This window comes from Micromonospora sp. NPDC005324 (genome assembly GCF_040607155.1).
Lineage (GTDB): Bacteria > Actinomycetota > Actinomycetes > Mycobacteriales > Micromonosporaceae > Micromonospora > Micromonospora trifolii.
On sequence record NZ_JBEXGE010000047.1, the window covers coordinates 1 to 16,870 of the forward strand.

Consider the following 16,870-nt stretch of genomic DNA (forward strand, 5'->3'; position numbering starts at 1 on the left):
CCGTGACCCGCCTCGTCCTGCACCTTGGCCAGCAGGATCGCCTTGCGCTTGAGCGGCCCCGGCAGCGTCATGATCAATGAGACTGGTCGGGCCGCCGTTGGCGGGGCAGCTCGACCTCGGGCCAGTGACCCAGGGCCGGGCGGTCGGCCGGGGACAACTGCGCGGCGGCGGCGCGGGGCAGGGTGAACCGGTCGGCGGCGGCCGGGCCGGCCGAGACCGACTCGCGCAGCATCCACCGCACCTCGTCGGCCGTCCAGCCCAGCCCCGGCCGCGCGGCGATCTCGCGGATCAACCGCCGGCCGACCCTCGTGTCGTCGTCGTAGAAGCGCATGCACCAGTGGTGCGTCCACATCCCGAGCGCCCGCAGGCCCGCGTCGTCCAGGGAGCCGGCCAACCGGCCGCAAGCCGTGTCGGGGAAACTCTGCTCGGGGCCGCCCGCCCGGTCCCGTTCGATGGCGCCCACCGCGGCCGGCGCGACGGCCCGCATCCGGCGGTAGAAGGACTGCGCCACCGCGCGGGGCAGCGGCGGGAACGCACCCGGTGTCGACGCTGCCGCCCAACCCGCCACGCTCGTCATCCGCCGCACCCCTTCTTCAGTTGGTGGCCGGACGCTACCCGGCACGACCGACACTTTCGGGCCGAAAAACCCCACCGATAGTGGATAGCGACGATGACCTGGGACGGTGGTTCTTCCGCCCCGGCCTGACCGGTCAACCCAGGAGATTCCGGTCACCTCCGCGCGGCGCTTCCCGTAGCGGCGAGCGTCGCGCGTCGCAGCGACCAGCGGGCACCGGTCCCCGAATTTGTCGAGGCCGGCGTGCCCGCTCATTCTTGGGCCATGACCGATCCCGGACTCCCGAGGCGCGAGCTGCGGGGGCAACGATGAGCACCGCCATGGCCCGGGTGCCCGACTCCCTCCGGGGGCAGATCGTCATACCCGGCGACCGCCGGTACGCGCACCTGCGCTCGACGTACACCAGGTCGGCGTCGCCGGCCGCGGTTCTGCTGCCGAAGACCACCGCGCAGGTGGTCGACGCGCTCCGCTACGCGCGGGAACAGCGGCTGCCCATCGCGGTCCGCAGCGGCGGGCACGGCCTGTCCGGAGCCTCGTCCAACAACGGTGGGGTGGTCATCGACCTCTCCATGCTCAACCGGGTTCAGGTAATCGACGAGCGGGCCGGGTTGGTCCGGGTCGAGGCCGGCGCACGCTGGGCGAACGTGGCGAAGGCGCTGGCACCGTACGGCCTGGTGATCAGCTCGGGTGACTACGGCGGCGTCGGCGTCGGCGGCCTGGCCACCGGCGGTGGTGTCGGCTGGCTGGTCCGCGCCCACGGCCTCACCATCGACCGGGTCCGCGCCGTCGAGGTGGTGCTGGCGGACGGGACGCTGGTACGCGCGGACGCCGACCACGAGCCGGAGCTGTTCTGGCTGGTCCGCGGGGCCGGGGCCGGCGCGGGCATCGTGGTGGCATTCGAGATCGAGGCGGCCGAGCAGCGCAACGTCGGTGTCGCGCAGCTGGTCGTCGAGGCGCATCCGGACGGTCGCACCGTCCGGGAGTGGACGAGCTACCTCGCCCAGGCGCCACGGGAGTTGTCCGCGGCCGCCGTGGTGTACGCGGAGGGTCGATCGGTCCTCATGTCCATCACCGCAGTGGTCGCCGCCGAGAGCCTGCGCCGGGCCCGACCGGCTGTGGAACCGCTGCTCGCCATCGGCAAGGTGCTCGAACACCGGACCGACCTGCTGCCCTACCCGACGCTGGTGCCGACCGCGCACCTCAACCCCAACGTCGGGCAGCAGCGTGGCACGACCACCAACGGCCTGTTCACCGCACTGGACGACGCCGGGGCGCGGGCCGTGACGCGAGCGGTGACCGGGCCGGGGCGGGCGGTGATCCAGCTCCGCTCGTTGGGTGGGGCTGTCAACGACGTCGCTTCCGACGCGACCGCGTACCCGCATCGCCACCAGGACACGCTGATCGTGGCCTCGGTGTTCCCGCCGCAGGCCGACGCCGCGTTGAACGCCGCCTGGCGGGCCGCCGGGGCACGCGCCGACGGCGCGTACGTCAACTTCGAGAGCCGGCCAGACCCTGTCGCGTTCGCCCGGATCTACCCGGGCGAGACCGGGTCGCGGGTCCGACGGCTGTGGAAGCGGTACGACCCGGACGGTGTGTTCGGTTCCGCTCTGCTGACCGGCCAGGCCAACCGCGCCAGCCAGGGCAACCGGTCCCACCGCGCCGGCCAGGCCGACCAGAGCGGGCAGGTCACCCGGACCGGTCGGTCCGGTCAGCCGCACCGACGTCGCCGCTGACCGGAGGTGGGGTGCGCGCACACCCAGGTCCGATTCCCGCCAGCCGATGACCGGTCGAGCGGGGCATCATCGGTGACATGGAGATGGACTTCGAGCGGTGTTACCGGGCCGTGGACAGCCGTGACCAGCGGTTCGACGGCTGGTTCTACACCGGTGTGACGTCCACCGGGATCTACTGCCGGCCGTCCTGCCCGGCGATCACGCCGAAGCGGCAGAACGTCCGGTTCTTCCCGTCCGCCGCCGCGGCGCAGGGCGCGGGGCTGCGCGCCTGCCGCCGCTGCCGGCCGGACGCCGCGCCCGGCTCACCGCTCTGGGACGTCCGGGCGGACGTGGTCGGTCGGGCGATGCGGTTGATCGCCGACGGGGTTGTCGACCGGGACGGCGTACCCGGGTTGGCCTCCCGGCTGGGCTACACCGAGCGGCACCTGCACCGGATGCTGAGCGCCGAGATGGGCGCCGGGCCGCTCGCGCTGGCCCGGGCCCAACGCGCCCAGACCGCCCGGATCCTGATCGAGACGACCGACCTGGCGATGGCCGAGATCGCGTTCGCCGCCGGCTTCGGCAGCGTGCGGCAGTTCAACGACACGCTTCGCGAGGTGTACGCGAGCGCCCCGTCGGACCTGCGCGCTGCCCGTGGCCGCCAGCAGGCGCCGGCCGGGGCGGGGACGATCGCGCTCCGGCTGGCGTACCGCCCGCCGCTGCACACCCGGGCGCTGCTGGACTTCCTGGCGGTGCGGGCGTTGCCCGGCGTGGAGGAGGTCCGCGACGGGACGTACCACCGGGGTCTGCGGTTGCCGCACGGCACCGGCCAGGTGGCGCTGACCCCGGCGGACGGGCACGTGGCGGCGACGTTGCGGCTCGCCGACCTGCGCGACCTGGCGCCGGCGGTGGCCCGCTGCCGCCGGCTGCTCGACCTGGACGCGGACCCGGCGGCCATCGACGCGACGCTGGCCGCCGACCCGGCGCTGGCCCCGGTGGTGACCGCCGAACCCGGCATCCGCGTCCCCCGCGCCGTAGACGGCTTCGAGCAGGCCGTGCGGGCCATCATCGGCCAACAGGTCTCGGTCACCTCCGCGAGGACAACCCTCACCCGCCTCCTGACCGCTCACCGTGTTGATCATGAGGTTGACGAGGTCGATGACGATCAAACTCCAGGTCAACCTCATGATCAACGCAGTGAGCTGCGGGGGTTCTTGAGTGCGGGGGATCTTTTGTCGCTGCCGGATTCGGGGTTCGGGATGCCGGTGGGGCGGCGGGAGGCCTTGCGGGGGTTGGCTCTGGCAGTGGTGGACGGGTCTGTCGACCTTGCCCCCGGGGTGGATCGTGAGGAGGCCGTTGGGCGGCTGCTCGCACTGCCCGGCATCGGCCCATGGACCGCCAACTACCTGGCCATGCGCGCCTTCGGCGACCCGGACGTCCTCCTCAGCTCCGACCTCGCGGTCCGGCGCGGCGCCGCCGCGCTCGGCCTACCCGACACCCCACCGACCCTCGACAGGTACGCCGAGCGGTGGCGTCCCTGGCGGTCCTACGCCACGATCAGACTCTGGAGAGCGGCATGAACATCGACAGCACCGTACTGAGCACACCGGCCGGCCCACTGAGCATCCTCGCCGGTCCCGACGGTGACGTGCGGGCGGCCGGCTTCACAGCGGACCCTGCGGCGCTGCTGCCACTGGTCCACCCGACCCTGCGGGCACCGCTGCGGGCGCGGGCCGACCTCGGCCCGGTCAGCGCGGCGGTCCACTCCTACCTGGACGGTGACCTCGCCGCCATCGACGCCGTGCCGGTCCGTCAACGCACCGGTGGAGAGTTCATGGCGCACGCCTGGCAGGTGCTGCGCGAGGTGCCGCCGGGCACCCCGGTCACCTACACCGGGTACGCGGCGCTGGCCGGTCGACCGCCCGCGGTGCGGGCCGCCGCGGCAGCCTGCGCCCGGAACGCGGCAGCCCTCTTCGTGCCCTGCCACCGGGTCCTGCGCACCGACGGCACGCTCGGTGGCTACCGCTGGGGGCTGGACGTGAAGAAGTGGCTTCTCGGTCATGAGCGACGCTTGACAACAAGCTGACAGGAACATCGACACCCATTGACGCTACCGTCTGGTAGTGCCTGTGGAGAGCGACGGCGACCCGGCCGCCCGGGCCGCCGCGGGCACCCACCCCGTGCACAACCTCTGGCGGCTGCGCCCCTACCTGCGCCCGTACGCCGCCGAGTTCGCCTGGCTGCTCGTCGCGGGCCTCGCCGGCACCGCGGCCGGGATCGCCGTACCACTGGTCGTGCAGCGGGTCGTGGACGGGCCGGTGGCCCGACACGAACCGGCCGGGCTGCTTCAACTCGGCGGCCTGGCGCTGCTGCTCGGCGTCGTCGAGGCGGTGCTCATCTTCATCCGCCGATGGGTGCAGTCGTCCTCGGCGGTGGGCATGGAAGCGGCGCTGCGCGCCGACGTCTACGCCCACCTGCAACGGCTGCCGACAAGCTTCCACGACCGCTGGCAGTCCGGCCAGTTGCTCTCCCGGATCACCAGCGACCTGTCGGTGATCCGCCGGTTCCTCTCCTTCGGCGTGTTCTTCCTGGTGCTCAACCTGACCACGTACCTGGTCGTGGTGGTGCTGCTGATCAACCTGCACCCGGCGCTCGGGGTGCTGGTCGCGGCCAGCGCGGTGCCGCTGCTGCTGATCAGTCGCCGCTTCGGCCGGCACTACCACGCCGCGTCCCGCCGGATGCAGGATCAGCAGGGCGACGTGGCGACGCTTGTCGAGGAGACCGCGCAGGGCCTGCGCACCATGAAGGCGTACGGGCGGGGGCCCGAACTGGCCGCTCGCTTCGCCGGTGCGGCCCGGCGGCTGCACGACACGGGTGTCGGCAAGGGGCGGCTGCTGGCGAACACGTCGGCGCTGCTCGACCTGGTGCCCAACGTGACACTGGGCGTGGTGCTGGCGGCGGGGGCGGCCGCCGCCGCGCAGGGCGCGCTCACCATCGGCGAGCTGGTTGCGTTCGTCAGTCTCCAACTGATGCTCATCTGGCCGGTGCAGTCGCTGGGTTGGATCATCGCCAACGGTCAGGAGGCGGCCACCGCCGCCGACCGGATCCAGGAGGTGCTGGACACTCCACCGGAGATCGTGGATTCTCCCGGCGCTGTCGCGTTGCCGCGCGACGCGGTGCGCGGTCGGCTGCGCTTCGAGCGGGTCGCGTTCAGCTACCCGGGTGCCACCACGGGGGTGCTGCGCCAGATCGACCTGACCATCGAACCGGGCGAGACGCTGGCCCTGGTCGGCGCCACCGGCTCCGGCAAGAGCACGCTGCTCTCCCTGGTGCCCCGGCTGCACGAGGTGACCACCGGCCGAATCACCCTGGACGGGCACGACCTTCGCGAGCTGCGGCTGGCCTCGCTGCGCCGACTGGTCGGGGTGGCGTTCGAGGAGCCCACGCTCTTCTCCATGTCGGTGCGGGAGAACCTCACCCTCGGTCGCCCGGACGCCGGTGACGACGAGATCCGCGCGGCCCTCGCGCTGGCCCAGGCCGACTTCGCGTACGACCTGCCCTGGGGGTTGGCGACCCGGGTGGGCGAGCAGGGGTTGTCCCTCTCCGGCGGGCAACGGCAACGGCTCGCGTTGGCGCGGGCCGTGCTCGGCCGACCGGCGGTGCTGGTGTTGGACGACCCGCTCTCCGCTCTCGACGTGCACACCGAGGCCCTGGTCGAGGCGGCGCTACGGCGGGTCCTGCGCGACAGCACCGCGCTGCTGGTGGTGCACCGGCCGTCCACGATCGCGCTGGCCGACCGGGTCGCCCTGCTGCAGGACGGGCGGATCACCGCGACCGGCCGGCACTCCGACCTGCTGGCCACCGTCCCGGCGTACCGGGCGCTGCTCGCCGCCGAGCCGCCCGCCGCGCACCCACCGTCGTCCGGGGCCAGCGGGCCGAGTTCGTCCCCTTCGGACGGGTGGGGGCTGGTGCGCTCGTGAGCGTGCCGGAGCAGCCCGACCCACCTCCCGAGGAGGAGCCCGAGCTCAACCGCTGGCGCGGAACCGCCACCGACCCGGAGGCCGACCGCAGTCGAGCCGAGGACACCAGCCCCGAGGCGGTGGCCCGGCTGCGCCGGCTCAGCCGCACCCTGCTGGGCGGCCTGCTCCGCCCGCATCGAAGGCGTCTCGCCGCGGCGGTCACCCTGCTGCTGGCCCAGAACGCCGCCGCGATGGCCGGCCCGTACCTGGTCATGATCGGCATCGACCGGGCCATCCCGCCGTTGCGTGCCGGCGACGCCGGCCCGCTGGTCACCGTCGCCGGGGCGTTCGCGGTGGCCGCGGTGACCGAGTACGCGGCCCGCCGCGGCTTCCTCACCCTCTCCGCCCGGATCGGCCAGGCCGTCCTGCTCGACCTGCGGCAGCGGGTGTTCGGGCACTTCCTGCGGCTGTCGGTGGGCTTCCACGAGCGGTACACGTCCGGCCGGATGGTCTCCCGGCTCACCAGCGACCTGGACTCGATCGCCGAGTTGGTCGACGGTGGGATCGACAGCCTGGTGCTGGCCGGGCTCTCGATCCTGTCGGTGGCCGCCATCCTGCTCTGGCTGGACCTGCCGCTGGCGGCCGTGACGCTGTTCGCCTTCCCGTTCCTGTTCTGGCTGTCCCGCTGGTTCGCCCGGTCGTCGGCCAGCGCGTACCGGCGGACCCGGGACGCGGTCGCGCTGGTCATCGTGCATTTCGTCGAGTCGATGCGGGGCATCCGGGCGGTGCAGGCGTTCCGCCGGGAGCCTCGCAACCAGCGGATCTTCGTGGCGCTCGGCGACGACTACCGGCGGAGCAGCCTGCACGCGTTCCGACTGATCGCCACGTACTCGCCCGCGATCAAGCTGATCGGCAACGTCACAGTGGCGGTGGTGCTCTGCTACGGCGGTTGGCGGGTGCTCGGCGGGCAGACCGAGGTCGGTGTGCTCGCCGCGTTCCTGCTCTATTTGCGCCGCTTCTTCGAGCCCATGCAGGAGCTGAGCCAGTTCTACAACTCGTTGCAGTCGGCCACGGCCGCGCTGGAGAAGTTGGCCGGGGTGCTCGACGAACGACCGGCCGTCGCCGAACCGGCCCGGCCCACACCGCTGCCGACCGGCCCCGGCCGTGGCGAGTTGATCTTTCGCGCGGTCGGGTTCGGCTACCGGGCCGACACCCCGATTCTCTGCGGGCTGGAGCTGACAGTGCCGGCCGGGCAGACAGTGGCGCTGATCGGCCCCACCGGGGCGGGCAAGTCGACGATCGCGAAGCTGGTCGCCCGGTTCCACGACCCCGACACCGGCACCATCCGGTTGGACGGGGTCGACCTGCGCGACGTACGCGACGCCGACCTGCGCCGCGCCGTGGTGCTGGTGACGCAAGAGAACCACCTGTTCAGCGGGACCGTCGCGGAGAACATCCGGTTCGGCCGCCCCGGGGCCGACGACGCCGCCGTCCAGGCCGCCGCGCGGGCGATCGGCGCACACGACTTCATCGCCGCACTACCCGAGGGGTACGCGACTCAGGTGCACCGGCGCGGCGGCCGGCTCTCCGCCGGGCAGCGGCAACTGGTCGCGTTCGCCCGCGCGTTCCTGGCCGACCCGACAGTGCTCATCCTGGACGAGGCGACGTCGTCGCTGGACGTGCCGACGGAACGTCTGGTGCAGCGGGCACTCGGCACCATCCTGCGCGACCGCACCGCACTGGTGATCGCCCATCGGCTCTCCACTGTGGAGACCGCCGACCGGGTGCTCGTCCTCGACGGCGGAACTGTCGTCGAGGACGGTCCACCCGCCGTGCTGGCCGAGGCCGACGGCCGGTACGCCGCCCTGCATCGGCAGTGGCGGGAGTCACTGGTCTAGCTACAATCACGGCTCGTTCGGCCGCACCCGCCTGGTGAGGCCGGCAACAACGACCGGATCGTTCCGGTCGGCACCACCGAACACACGGGGAGGGTACGGGGTGCGCACACGGGGACGCGTGATCGTGGCTGGGCTGACCGTCGTCGGTCTGATCGGAGCCGCCGTCGCGGTGACCAGAGGAGACGGAGCCGAGCGCCCGTCGACGACGGCGGCGGCGGCTGAGGAAGGGCTGGGCAGGGCGACAGCCGGCGGAGCGAGCACGGCACCGAGCGCAACCGCCTCCGGTGGCGTCGCTACCGGGCCGCAGACGGAGCAGAAGACGGAGCCGGATGCGGCCTCCGGGCCGGTGCGCGCCCGTCCGGCCCAGGCGGTCGCTCAGGCTGCACCCGAATCGGTCGCGTACCTGCGCGACCGCTACCGGATCTCCACCACCGAGGCGGCCCGACGGCTCGCCCTTCAGGAACTGTCCGCGCCCCTCGCCGCGCGGCTGACCGAGCAGGTCCCGCGCTCGTACGGCGGCATGTGGCTCGACCAGTTGGCCGGCGGCGTGCTGACCGTCGGAGCGACCGACGTCGCGGCGGTACAGGCGGCCGTGGCCGGGGTGACGGACCCGGCGAACGTCCGGGTGGTCGCCGTGCGGCACACGGTGAGTCAGCTCACCGAGGCCGCAGCCGCCATCGCCGTCACGCTCGACGCGTCACCCGGCTCGGATGTCGTGGTGGATCAGCAGGCCAACGAGATCGTGGTGCTCACCGGCGACAAGATCACGGCGGACCACCCGCGGCTGGCCGAGGCGCGCCGCGCCGCTGGGGTGCCGACCCGGACCCAGGCCAGGACCCCCGCGACGAACGTGCAGAAGGCGTGCGACCCGCGTTACTGCCCGCAGGCGCCGATGCGCGGCGGCATCCGCCTGGACGTGCCCCGCGACGACGGCACCGTCGGCGGCTGCACCACCGGCTTCAACCTCATCGTCGGAGTGCGCGACGCGTACGTGCTGACCGCGGGGCACTGCGTCGTCGGCGGACGGCACCAGCAGGTCGACCGGACCTGGCATCAGTTCCTCGGCCCGAAGGTGCCCGTGACAGTGGAGGCGCCCAACCCGGACCTGGCCGAGAACGCCTACCCGTACGACTACGCGATCATGCCGTACCAGCCTGCCGCTCTGCGCCAGTGGACGTACCCGCGGGGGACCAGGAGCACGCCCAGCCTGGTCAACTACTGGTGCGTCGCGGACAACCCCCGATGCGCCACCAGCGGCAGCCGGGACGTGCGGATCACCGGCTACGTCCCGTGGAGTTCCATCCAGAGCGGTTGGGTCGTCTGCGCGACCGGGTCGGCGTACACCCCGAAGGCCGGTGAGCAGTACGTCGACTCCGGCGCCGGCGCCGGCTACGTGCCCGGCACCCGGTGCGGGGAGATCACCGGCAAGAGCAGCGGCGGCATCGACGTGCGGATCTGCGCCCGGCCGGGAGACAGCGGCGGGCCGCTGTTCACCGAGGCCGACGGCAAGGCGCTGGGCATCCTCTCGAACGGCGACCCGGGGCAGGGCGCCTGCACGAACCCGAACGAGCAGAACTCCTACGCCCCGATCTCCACGATCCTGGAGCGGGCCAACACCCGCAGCGGCGACAGGCTGCGGATCCGGCTGGCCACGTCCGGCCCGGTGGCCGGCCCGGTCGCTCGCTGACGAGTGGGCCGACCGGCACCAGCCGGTCGGCCCACAGCGGTCGACCCGCACACCGCGCCGTCGCGCCGGCCGACAGCCCATCGGCACGAATTCTCGTGGCGCGCCGGTTAACCCGTGGTCCGGCCGTTGGCCCCTGCCTACGATCGCAGGATGACCGATACGGCGAGGACGGCCCGCGCCGGCGTTCCCGAGCGTCCGACCCTGGACGGGCTCGAGGAGAGCTGGGCACGCCGCTGGCAGGAGGAAGGCACGTACGCGTTCGACCGCTCGGAGCCGACCGTTCCGGGTCGCGGCGCGGCGTCAGACGCGCCGAGCCGGGATGGTCGCAGGAGCGACGTGTTCTCGATCGACACACCGCCGCCGACCGTATCGGGCGAGTTGCACATGGGGCACGTCTTCTCGTACACGCACACCGACACCACGGCGCGCTACCAGCGGATGCGCGGCAAGACCGTCTTCTACCCGATGGGCTGGGACGACAACGGCCTGCCCACCGAGCGTCGGGCGCAGAACGTGTACGGGGTGCGCTGCGATCCGGCGCTGCCGTACGACCCGGTGTGGCGACCACCGGCGGCTCCGGTCGACGACGCGGCCCGCCGCGACCCCACCCCGATCTCCCGGCGCAACTTCATCGAGCTGTGCGAACGGCTGACGGTCACCGACGAGCAGGCCTTCGAGGCGCTGTGGCGGCGGCTCGGGCTCTCGGTGGACTGGTCTCTGACGTACACGACGATCGGCCGGATCGCCCGGACCACCAGCCAACGGGCGTTCGTCCGCAACCTGCGCCGTGGCGAGGCGTACCAGTCGGAGGCGCCGACCCTCTGGGACGTCGGCTTCGCCACCGCCGTCGCCCAGGCGGAGTTGGAGGACCGGGAGCGCCCCGGTGCCTACCACCGACTGCGGTTCGCGGCGCCCGACGGGCGTGAGGTGCTCATCGACACCACCCGGCCCGAGCTGTTGCCGGCCTGCGTGGCGCTGGTCTGCCACCCCGACGACGAGCGGTACGCCGACCTGGTGGGCGCCACTGTGCGCAGCCCGCTCTTCGACGTCGAGGTGCCGGTGTACGCCCATCCGCTCGCCGACCCGGGCAAGGGCACCGGCGTCGCGATGGTCTGCACGTTCGGTGACCTGACCGACGTGACCTGGTGGCGTGAGCTGGGGCTGAACACCCGGGTGGTGATCGGCCGGGACGGTCGGCTGCTTCCCGGGCCGCCGCACGGGGTGCCGGCGCAGCCGTACGCGGCGCTGGCCGGGCAGACCGTCAACGGCGCCCGCCGGGAGATCGTCGGGATGCTGGCCGACGCCGGCGACCTGATCGGCGAGCCGCGCCCGATCACCCACCCGGTCAAGTTCTACGAACGCGGTGACCGGCCACTGGAGATCGTCTCGACTCGACAGTGGTATCTGCGCAACGGCGGCCGGGACCCGGCGCTGCGAGCGACCCTGCTGGCCCGGGGCGAGCAGCTGCACTGGGTGCCGGCGCACATGAAACACCGCTACGACAACTGGGTGGGCGGCCTCAACGGGGACTGGCTGGTCAGCCGTCAACGCTTCTTCGGGGTGCCGGTGCCGGTGTGGTACCGGCTCGACGGCACTGGCGAGCCGGACTGGTCCCACCCTCTCACGCCGGACGAGTCCGCGCTGCCGGTCGATCCATCCAGCGATCCGGCCCCTGGTTACGACGAGTCGCACCGCGGCCAGCCGGGCGGCTTCATCGGCGACCCGGACGTGCTGGACACCTGGGCCACGTCCTCATTGACCCCGCAGATCGTCGGTGGCTGGGAGACCGACCCGGACCTGTTCGCCCGGGTCTTCCCGATGGATCTCCGCCCGCAGGGGCAGGAGATCATCCGGACCTGGCTCTTCGACAGCGTGATCCGTTCGCACTTCGAGCACGGGGTGCTGCCCTGGCGGGACACAGTGCTCTCGGGCTGGATCCTCGACCCCGACCACAAGAAGATGGCCAAGTCCAAGGGAAACGTGGTCACCCCGCTGGCACTGTTGGAGCAGCACGGCTCGGACGCGGTGCGCTACTGGGCGGCCAGCGGCAAGCCGGGCATGGACCTGGCCTTCGACCCGGCGCAGATCAAGGTCGGCCGGCGACTGGCCACCAAGCTGCTCAACGCGTCCAAGTTCGCGCTCGGGCTGGGCGCGGCGGACGCGTCGCGCGCCCCGTACGACAACTCCAGCTCGGCGCGTCTGACGCCGCGCCGCGACCTGGAGCTGTCGGCGACCACACCACTGGACCGGGCCATGCTGGCCGAGCTGGCCACCGTGGTCACCGCCGCGAGCACCGCCTTCGACTCGTACGACCACACGGCGGCACTGCAGGTCACCGAGGCGTTCTTCTGGCGGTTCTGCGACGACTACATCGAGCTGGTCAAGGAGCGGGCCTACGGCACCGGCGCGGCGGCCGACTCCGCACGGGCGGCGCTCGCCTCGGCGCTGTCGGTGCAGCTGCGGTTGTTCGCCCCGGTGCTGCCGTACGTGACGGAGGAAATCTGGTCGTGGTGGCGGTACGGCTCGGTGCACCTGGCGCCGTGGCCCACCACCCACGAGGTGGCCCGGACGATCGAGGGGTCGGGTGAGCCGGCGCTGCTGCGGCTCGCCGGTGACGCGTTGAGCCAGGTGCGACGGGCCAAGTCGGAGCGGAAGCTGTCGATGAAGGCGGAGGTCCCGTTGGCGGAGGCGCTCGGCCCGGCGGCGCTGCTGGAGCAGCTCACGCTGGTCGCCGACGACCTACGGGCGGCCGGCCGGATCGCCAAACTCGATCTGCTCCCGGACCGTACCCCGGAGCTGGTCATCGCCTGCGCCTTCTGACCGGGTCCGCCGCCGCCCGCTCGGGCGGCGGCGGACCGGCGGGTCACCAGCCGCGCAGGAAGCGCAGCCCGAGCAGGAACGCGATCACGGCGGGCCCGACCAGCAGGGTGATCGCCTGGAGGCGGTACGGCATCCGGTGCCGGGTCAGCTCGCCCGCGTTGCCCAGCACGATGGCCCCGGCCAGCATCAGGAACGCGCCCCACCAACCGGTCTCCAGGTGGATCAGATCCACCCGGATCAGCTGCAGGGTCAGCCCGAGCAGCGCTCCGGTCAGCGCGAGCAGGGCCACCGCCCGGTGCAGGCCGCGGGCCAGCGGGTGGGCCGCGCGCCAGCCGTAGGTGCCGGCCACCGCCAGGCAGGGCAGCACCACCATGAGCGGCCAACCTCGCCCCATCACGCCGAACATCAGCAGCGCGCCGACCGCGAAGACAATCGTGCCGACGCAGGCGAGCATGTACCCGGCGAAGGCCCGGCCGCCGCCGCGAGCCAGCAACGGCCCGCCGCTGGCCGCGATCAGCGCGGCCGGGATCAGGATGAACACCGCCCACCAGTGGAACTGGCCGCTGCCCTGGGCCGCCGTGGCGACAGTGGCACAGGCCAGCCCGGCGACGGCCAGGCTGGTCAGCCACGGCCGGCTGCTCCGGGAGTATGGCTCAGCCAACGACGTCCGCTCCGCTTCGACGCTCACAGTCACCAGCCTGGCCCGATGTGGCCCGGCCGGTCCATCCGGCCAGCCCTACCGCCGCGCGGGGGCTGGCCGGAACAGCGTCCTGCATCGTTGTCAGCTCGTCTCGCCAGCCACGCTGAACGAGCGCAGGCGGTCGATGGCGAGCACTGTGAAGCCGACGCTGACCAGCGCGGTCATCACCGACGCCACCGGCACCGACACGCTGGTCTCCAGCAGCCCGGTGGGGGCGATCCGGTCGGCGAGGGCGATCACGTACTGCTGGATGGAGAGCACCTTGGTGCCGCTGACGAAGTTGCCCAGCAGCCCCTCCCAGATCAGCACGTAGACCAGCCCGAGCAGTACCGGCCGTCTGGTGACCAGGCTGAGCGCGAGGAACAACGCCGAGTACGCCAGCGCGCCGAGCGCCGCCGCGAACGCCAACGCCAGTCCGAGGCGTACCGAGTCGGCGAGCACGCCCGCGACGTAGAGCGGCACCGCGACGGTGACCGCGGTGACCCCGGCGGCGACCGCGAGCTTCGGCAGCACGATCTGCCAGCGCGGCAGCGGCTTGGTCAGGATGTGCACCACAGTGCCGTCGTCGATCTCGGCGCCCAGCACGCCCGTGCCGATGATCAGCGCAACCACCGGCAGCACCACTGCCAGCCCGAGGCCGACCAGCACCGGCGGCCCCCACTCGCCCGGGTCCACCCCCAGCGACCGGCAGAGCACGGCCAGCCCGAGCAGCACCAACGGCAGCGGAAGCAGCAGCAGGAACCGACGTCGGCCGAACAACCCACGCGCGGTGATCCAGGTAACTGTGGACATGTCAGGCCTCCACCAGGTAGGAGAAGACGCTCTCCAGGGACTCGTCGGACGGCACCAACTGCCGCACCCGGATGCCTTTGTTCAGTGCGATCCGGGGTAGCGCCCGGGTGAAGGCGCCGTAGTCACCGGCCCGCACGGTCAGGCCGGTCGGGTCCAACTCGACCCCACTGACCGACGGCTCGGCGATCAGCGCGACGGCCAGGGCCCGGTCGTCGGTGGAGCGCACCGCGAACACGTGCGGGCGGTTGGTCATCAACCGGCGGATGGTCCGGAAGTCGCCGGAGGCCGCCAACCGCCCGGCCACCATCACCTGCACCGTCCCGGAGACCTGCTCGACCTCCTCCAGAATGTGCGAGCTGAACAGGATCGTCCGACCGGCGTCACCCAGGGTGTGCAGCAGTTGCATCATGTGCAGCCGCTGGCGCGGGTCCATCCCGTTGAACGGCTCGTCGAGCAACAGCACCTGCGGGTCGTGCACCAACGCGGCGGCCACCCGGGCGCGCTGGCGCATGCCCTTGGAGTACGTGCCGATCCGGCGGTCCTGCGCCGACTCCAGCTCCACCAGGTCGATCGCCCGTCGCGCTGCGGCCGCCGGATCGGGCAGCCGGTGCAGCTTCGCGCTGGCCAGCACGAACTCGTACGCGGTGAGGAAACCCTGCACCGCCTCCCGTTCGCTGACCAGCCCCAGCCGCCGGTAGACGTCGGGGTTGCGCCAGGTCGGATCGTCGTCGAGGGTGACAGTGCCGCGCGACGGGGCGAGGAACCCGGCCATCATGTGCAGCAGCGTGGTCTTGCCGGCGCCGTTCGGGCCGAGTAGCCCCGTCACGCCCGGCCCCAGGGCCATGCTGATGTCGTTGACCGCGACCACGTTGCCGTACCACCGGGACACCCCGGTCAGGCTCAGCGTGCTCATCAGGAGGCGACCTTCCGGTAGCGAGCCAGCAGGAGGGCGGTCGCGCCGGCGACCAACAGCACCGCGGCCAGGGCGTAGACCGGGCCGAACCCGCCGATCATCATCTCGCCCGGATCGCCCTCGACCAGCAGGTCACCCAGCGACCAGATGCCCACCCCCTGCACCAGCGTGGAGGGCGAGGCGAGCCCGGCCAGCTCGTTGGCGGCGCGCGACGGCAGGATGCTCAGCACCCCGACGATCGGGGTGGTCATCAGGAAGACCGCCACCACCCCACCGGCGGCGAAGGCCCGCTTGCCGGTCAACGAGGCGACCAGCAGCCCGACCGAGGCGAAGACCACCGCCCACAGCCCGGCGTAGAGCAGCCCGGGCAGCAGGTCGAGCAGCTCGTTCCACACCCCGCGCATGCCCTGCTTGGTGGTGAAGGCGGCACCCAGGAACATCAGCAACTGCGGTCCGCCGAGCAGCAGCCAGAGCGCGGTGACCAGCGCCAGCAGCTTGGCCAGCGCGTAGTCGGCGCGCGGCAACGGCCGGGAGAAGTACAGCGGCAGCACGCCGCTGCGCAGGTCCCGGGAGACCAGCTCCGGAGCGACGACCGCGACGAAGAAGATGACAAGCCAGCTCATCGCGTCGGCGAACTGGGCGTACGTGGCGACCGGCTCGCCGATCTGGCTGCGTACCGCGGCCAGGGCCACCGCGACCAGGGAGACGATGCCGACCACCAGCCACGGGAAGATCTTGGCCTTGGCGCTGCGCCCGAACCCGAACGCGGTGCGCAGACCGTGCAGGTAGAGCGCGCCGAAGACCTGTCGGCGGCCCAGCCGCGGACCCTCGTAGCGCTGGTAGCCGATGTCGTGGATGACGCCGGTCGGCGCGGGGCGCACGGCGGCTGCGGTCGGCTCAGGCATGAGTGAGCTCCCTCGTCGCGAAGAGTTCGGCCACCCGGTGCCGGCGCTGGTCCAGTCGGTGCAGTGGCAGGTCCAGTTCGGCGACCGCACCGAGGATCAGGTCGTAGGTGCCGTCGTCGGCCAGCGGCACGAGGAGCAGTCGCCCGTCCCGGGCGACCGGCAGTTTCAGCTCGGCGAGCCGGGCGGCGAGTTCCTCGGTGCCTTCGCTGACCTCCACGGCGAGCACGTCGGTGGCAGTGGTCATCGCGGAGATGTTGTCGGCGCGCAGCAGCCGACCGCCGTCGATGGCGATCAGCGTGTCGCAGATCCGCTCGACCTCGCCGAGCAGGTGCGAGCAGACCAGCACGGAGATGCCGAACTCGGTGCCGATCCGGTGTACCAGGGCCAGCATGGCGTCGCGGCCGGCCGGGTCCAGGCCGTTGGTCGGCTCGTCCAGCAACAGCAGGTCCGGGTCGTGCACCAGCGCCTGGGCCAGCTTGACGCGCTGCTTCATGCCGGTCGAGTAGCCCCCGACCGGGCGGTAGCGCTCCTCATAGAGCCCCACGTGCCGCAGCGCCTCCGAGGCCCGCTCGCGGGCCGCGGTGCGGGGCAGGCCGCTCATTCGGCCAAGGTGGGTGACCAGCTCGGCGGCGGACAGGTCCGGTGGGAGGCAGTCGTGCTCCGGCATGTAGCCGACCCGGCTGCGGACAGCCGCCGGGTCCGCGGTCGGGTCGATGCCGAGCACCGAGACCTGACCGCTGGTTGGTGCGATCAGGCCGAGCAGAATCTTGATCAACGTGGATTTACCGGCGCCGTTCGCGCCCACCAGGCCGATGATCCCGGGCTCGACGGCGACGGTGAGGTCGGCCAGCGCGGTGACCCGACCTCCGTACGTCTTGGTGAGCGACTGGGTCGCGATCAGTGTCACGCG

General features: G+C 72.5%; 13 protein-coding genes. 7 read left to right on the forward strand and 6 right to left on the reverse strand.

The window, feature by feature from the left end:
- Positions 1 to 73: 73 nt before the first annotated feature.
- A complete protein-coding gene (locus ABZS40_RS32165) occupies positions 74 to 577 on the reverse strand; it encodes a hypothetical protein (protein WP_354947831.1) in 504 nt (167 codons plus the stop codon).
- Between the two features lie 305 nt (positions 578 to 882).
- On the opposite strand from ABZS40_RS32165, the gene ABZS40_RS32170 reads away from it, so the two are divergent.
- The 7 genes from ABZS40_RS32170 to valS all read left to right on the forward strand — a co-directional run bounded on the left by ABZS40_RS32170 (position 883) and on the right by valS (position 12,650).
- Entirely contained in the window at positions 883 to 2,307 is a 1,425-nt protein-coding gene (locus ABZS40_RS32170) for an FAD-dependent oxidoreductase (protein WP_354947833.1), read from the forward strand.
- A gap of 77 nt (positions 2,308 to 2,384) precedes the next feature.
- Positions 2,385 to 3,866: an AlkA N-terminal domain-containing protein gene (locus ABZS40_RS32175; protein WP_354947835.1), complete on the forward strand. Its 1,482-nt coding sequence runs from the start codon at positions 2,385 to 2,387 to the stop codon at positions 3,864 to 3,866.
- Positions 3,863 to 4,372, forward strand: coding sequence for a methylated-DNA--[protein]-cysteine S-methyltransferase (locus ABZS40_RS32180; protein ID WP_354947837.1), 510 nt, complete (start codon positions 3,863 to 3,865; stop codon positions 4,370 to 4,372). Before ABZS40_RS32175 ends, ABZS40_RS32180 begins: the two co-directional genes overlap by 4 nt.
- Before the next feature lie 37 nt (positions 4,373 to 4,409).
- Positions 4,410 to 6,266, forward strand: coding sequence for an ABC transporter ATP-binding protein (locus ABZS40_RS32185; RefSeq protein ID WP_354947839.1), 1,857 nt, complete (start codon positions 4,410 to 4,412; stop codon positions 6,264 to 6,266).
- Entirely contained in the window at positions 6,263 to 8,143 is a 1,881-nt protein-coding gene (locus ABZS40_RS32190; RefSeq protein WP_354947841.1) for an ABC transporter ATP-binding protein, read from the forward strand. The genes ABZS40_RS32185 and ABZS40_RS32190 overlap by 4 nt, the downstream gene beginning before the upstream one ends.
- Positions 8,144 to 8,267: 124 nt before the next feature.
- On the forward strand, positions 8,268 to 9,830 hold the full coding sequence (locus tag ABZS40_RS32195; protein ID WP_354947843.1) for a trypsin-like serine protease: 1,563 nt from the start codon (positions 8,268 to 8,270) through the stop codon (positions 9,828 to 9,830).
- A gap of 150 nt (positions 9,831 to 9,980) precedes the next feature.
- A complete protein-coding gene (gene valS, locus ABZS40_RS32200; RefSeq protein WP_354947845.1) occupies positions 9,981 to 12,650 on the forward strand; it encodes a valine--tRNA ligase in 2,670 nt (889 codons plus the stop codon).
- A gap of 43 nt (positions 12,651 to 12,693) precedes the next feature.
- On the opposite strand, the gene ABZS40_RS32205 is transcribed toward valS, so the two are convergent.
- The 5 genes from ABZS40_RS32205 to ABZS40_RS32225 all read right to left on the reverse strand — a co-directional run bounded on the left by ABZS40_RS32205 (position 12,694) and on the right by ABZS40_RS32225 (position 16,867).
- On the reverse strand, positions 12,694 to 13,338 hold the full coding sequence (locus ABZS40_RS32205) for a hypothetical protein (RefSeq protein ID WP_354947847.1): 645 nt from the start codon (positions 13,336 to 13,338) through the stop codon (positions 12,694 to 12,696).
- Between the two features lie 93 nt (positions 13,339 to 13,431).
- Positions 13,432 to 14,142: an ABC transporter permease subunit gene (locus ABZS40_RS32210; RefSeq protein ID WP_354947849.1), complete on the reverse strand. Its 711-nt coding sequence runs from the start codon at positions 14,140 to 14,142 to the stop codon at positions 13,432 to 13,434.
- Between the two features lies 1 nt (position 14,143).
- Positions 14,144 to 15,055: an ABC transporter ATP-binding protein gene (locus tag ABZS40_RS32215; protein ID WP_238681678.1), complete on the reverse strand. Its 912-nt coding sequence runs from the start codon at positions 15,053 to 15,055 to the stop codon at positions 14,144 to 14,146.
- On the reverse strand, positions 15,055 to 15,960 hold the full coding sequence (locus ABZS40_RS32220) for an ABC transporter permease (RefSeq protein WP_354947851.1): 906 nt from the start codon (positions 15,958 to 15,960) through the stop codon (positions 15,055 to 15,057). The genes ABZS40_RS32215 and ABZS40_RS32220 overlap by 1 nt, the downstream gene beginning before the upstream one ends.
- Positions 15,953 to 16,867 carry an ABC transporter ATP-binding protein gene (locus ABZS40_RS32225; RefSeq protein WP_238681676.1) on the reverse strand — a complete coding sequence of 305 codons (915 nt, stop codon included), beginning with the start codon at positions 16,865 to 16,867 and terminating at the stop codon, positions 15,953 to 15,955. The genes ABZS40_RS32220 and ABZS40_RS32225 overlap by 8 nt, the downstream gene beginning before the upstream one ends.
- Positions 16,868 to 16,870: the final 3 nt, after the last annotated feature.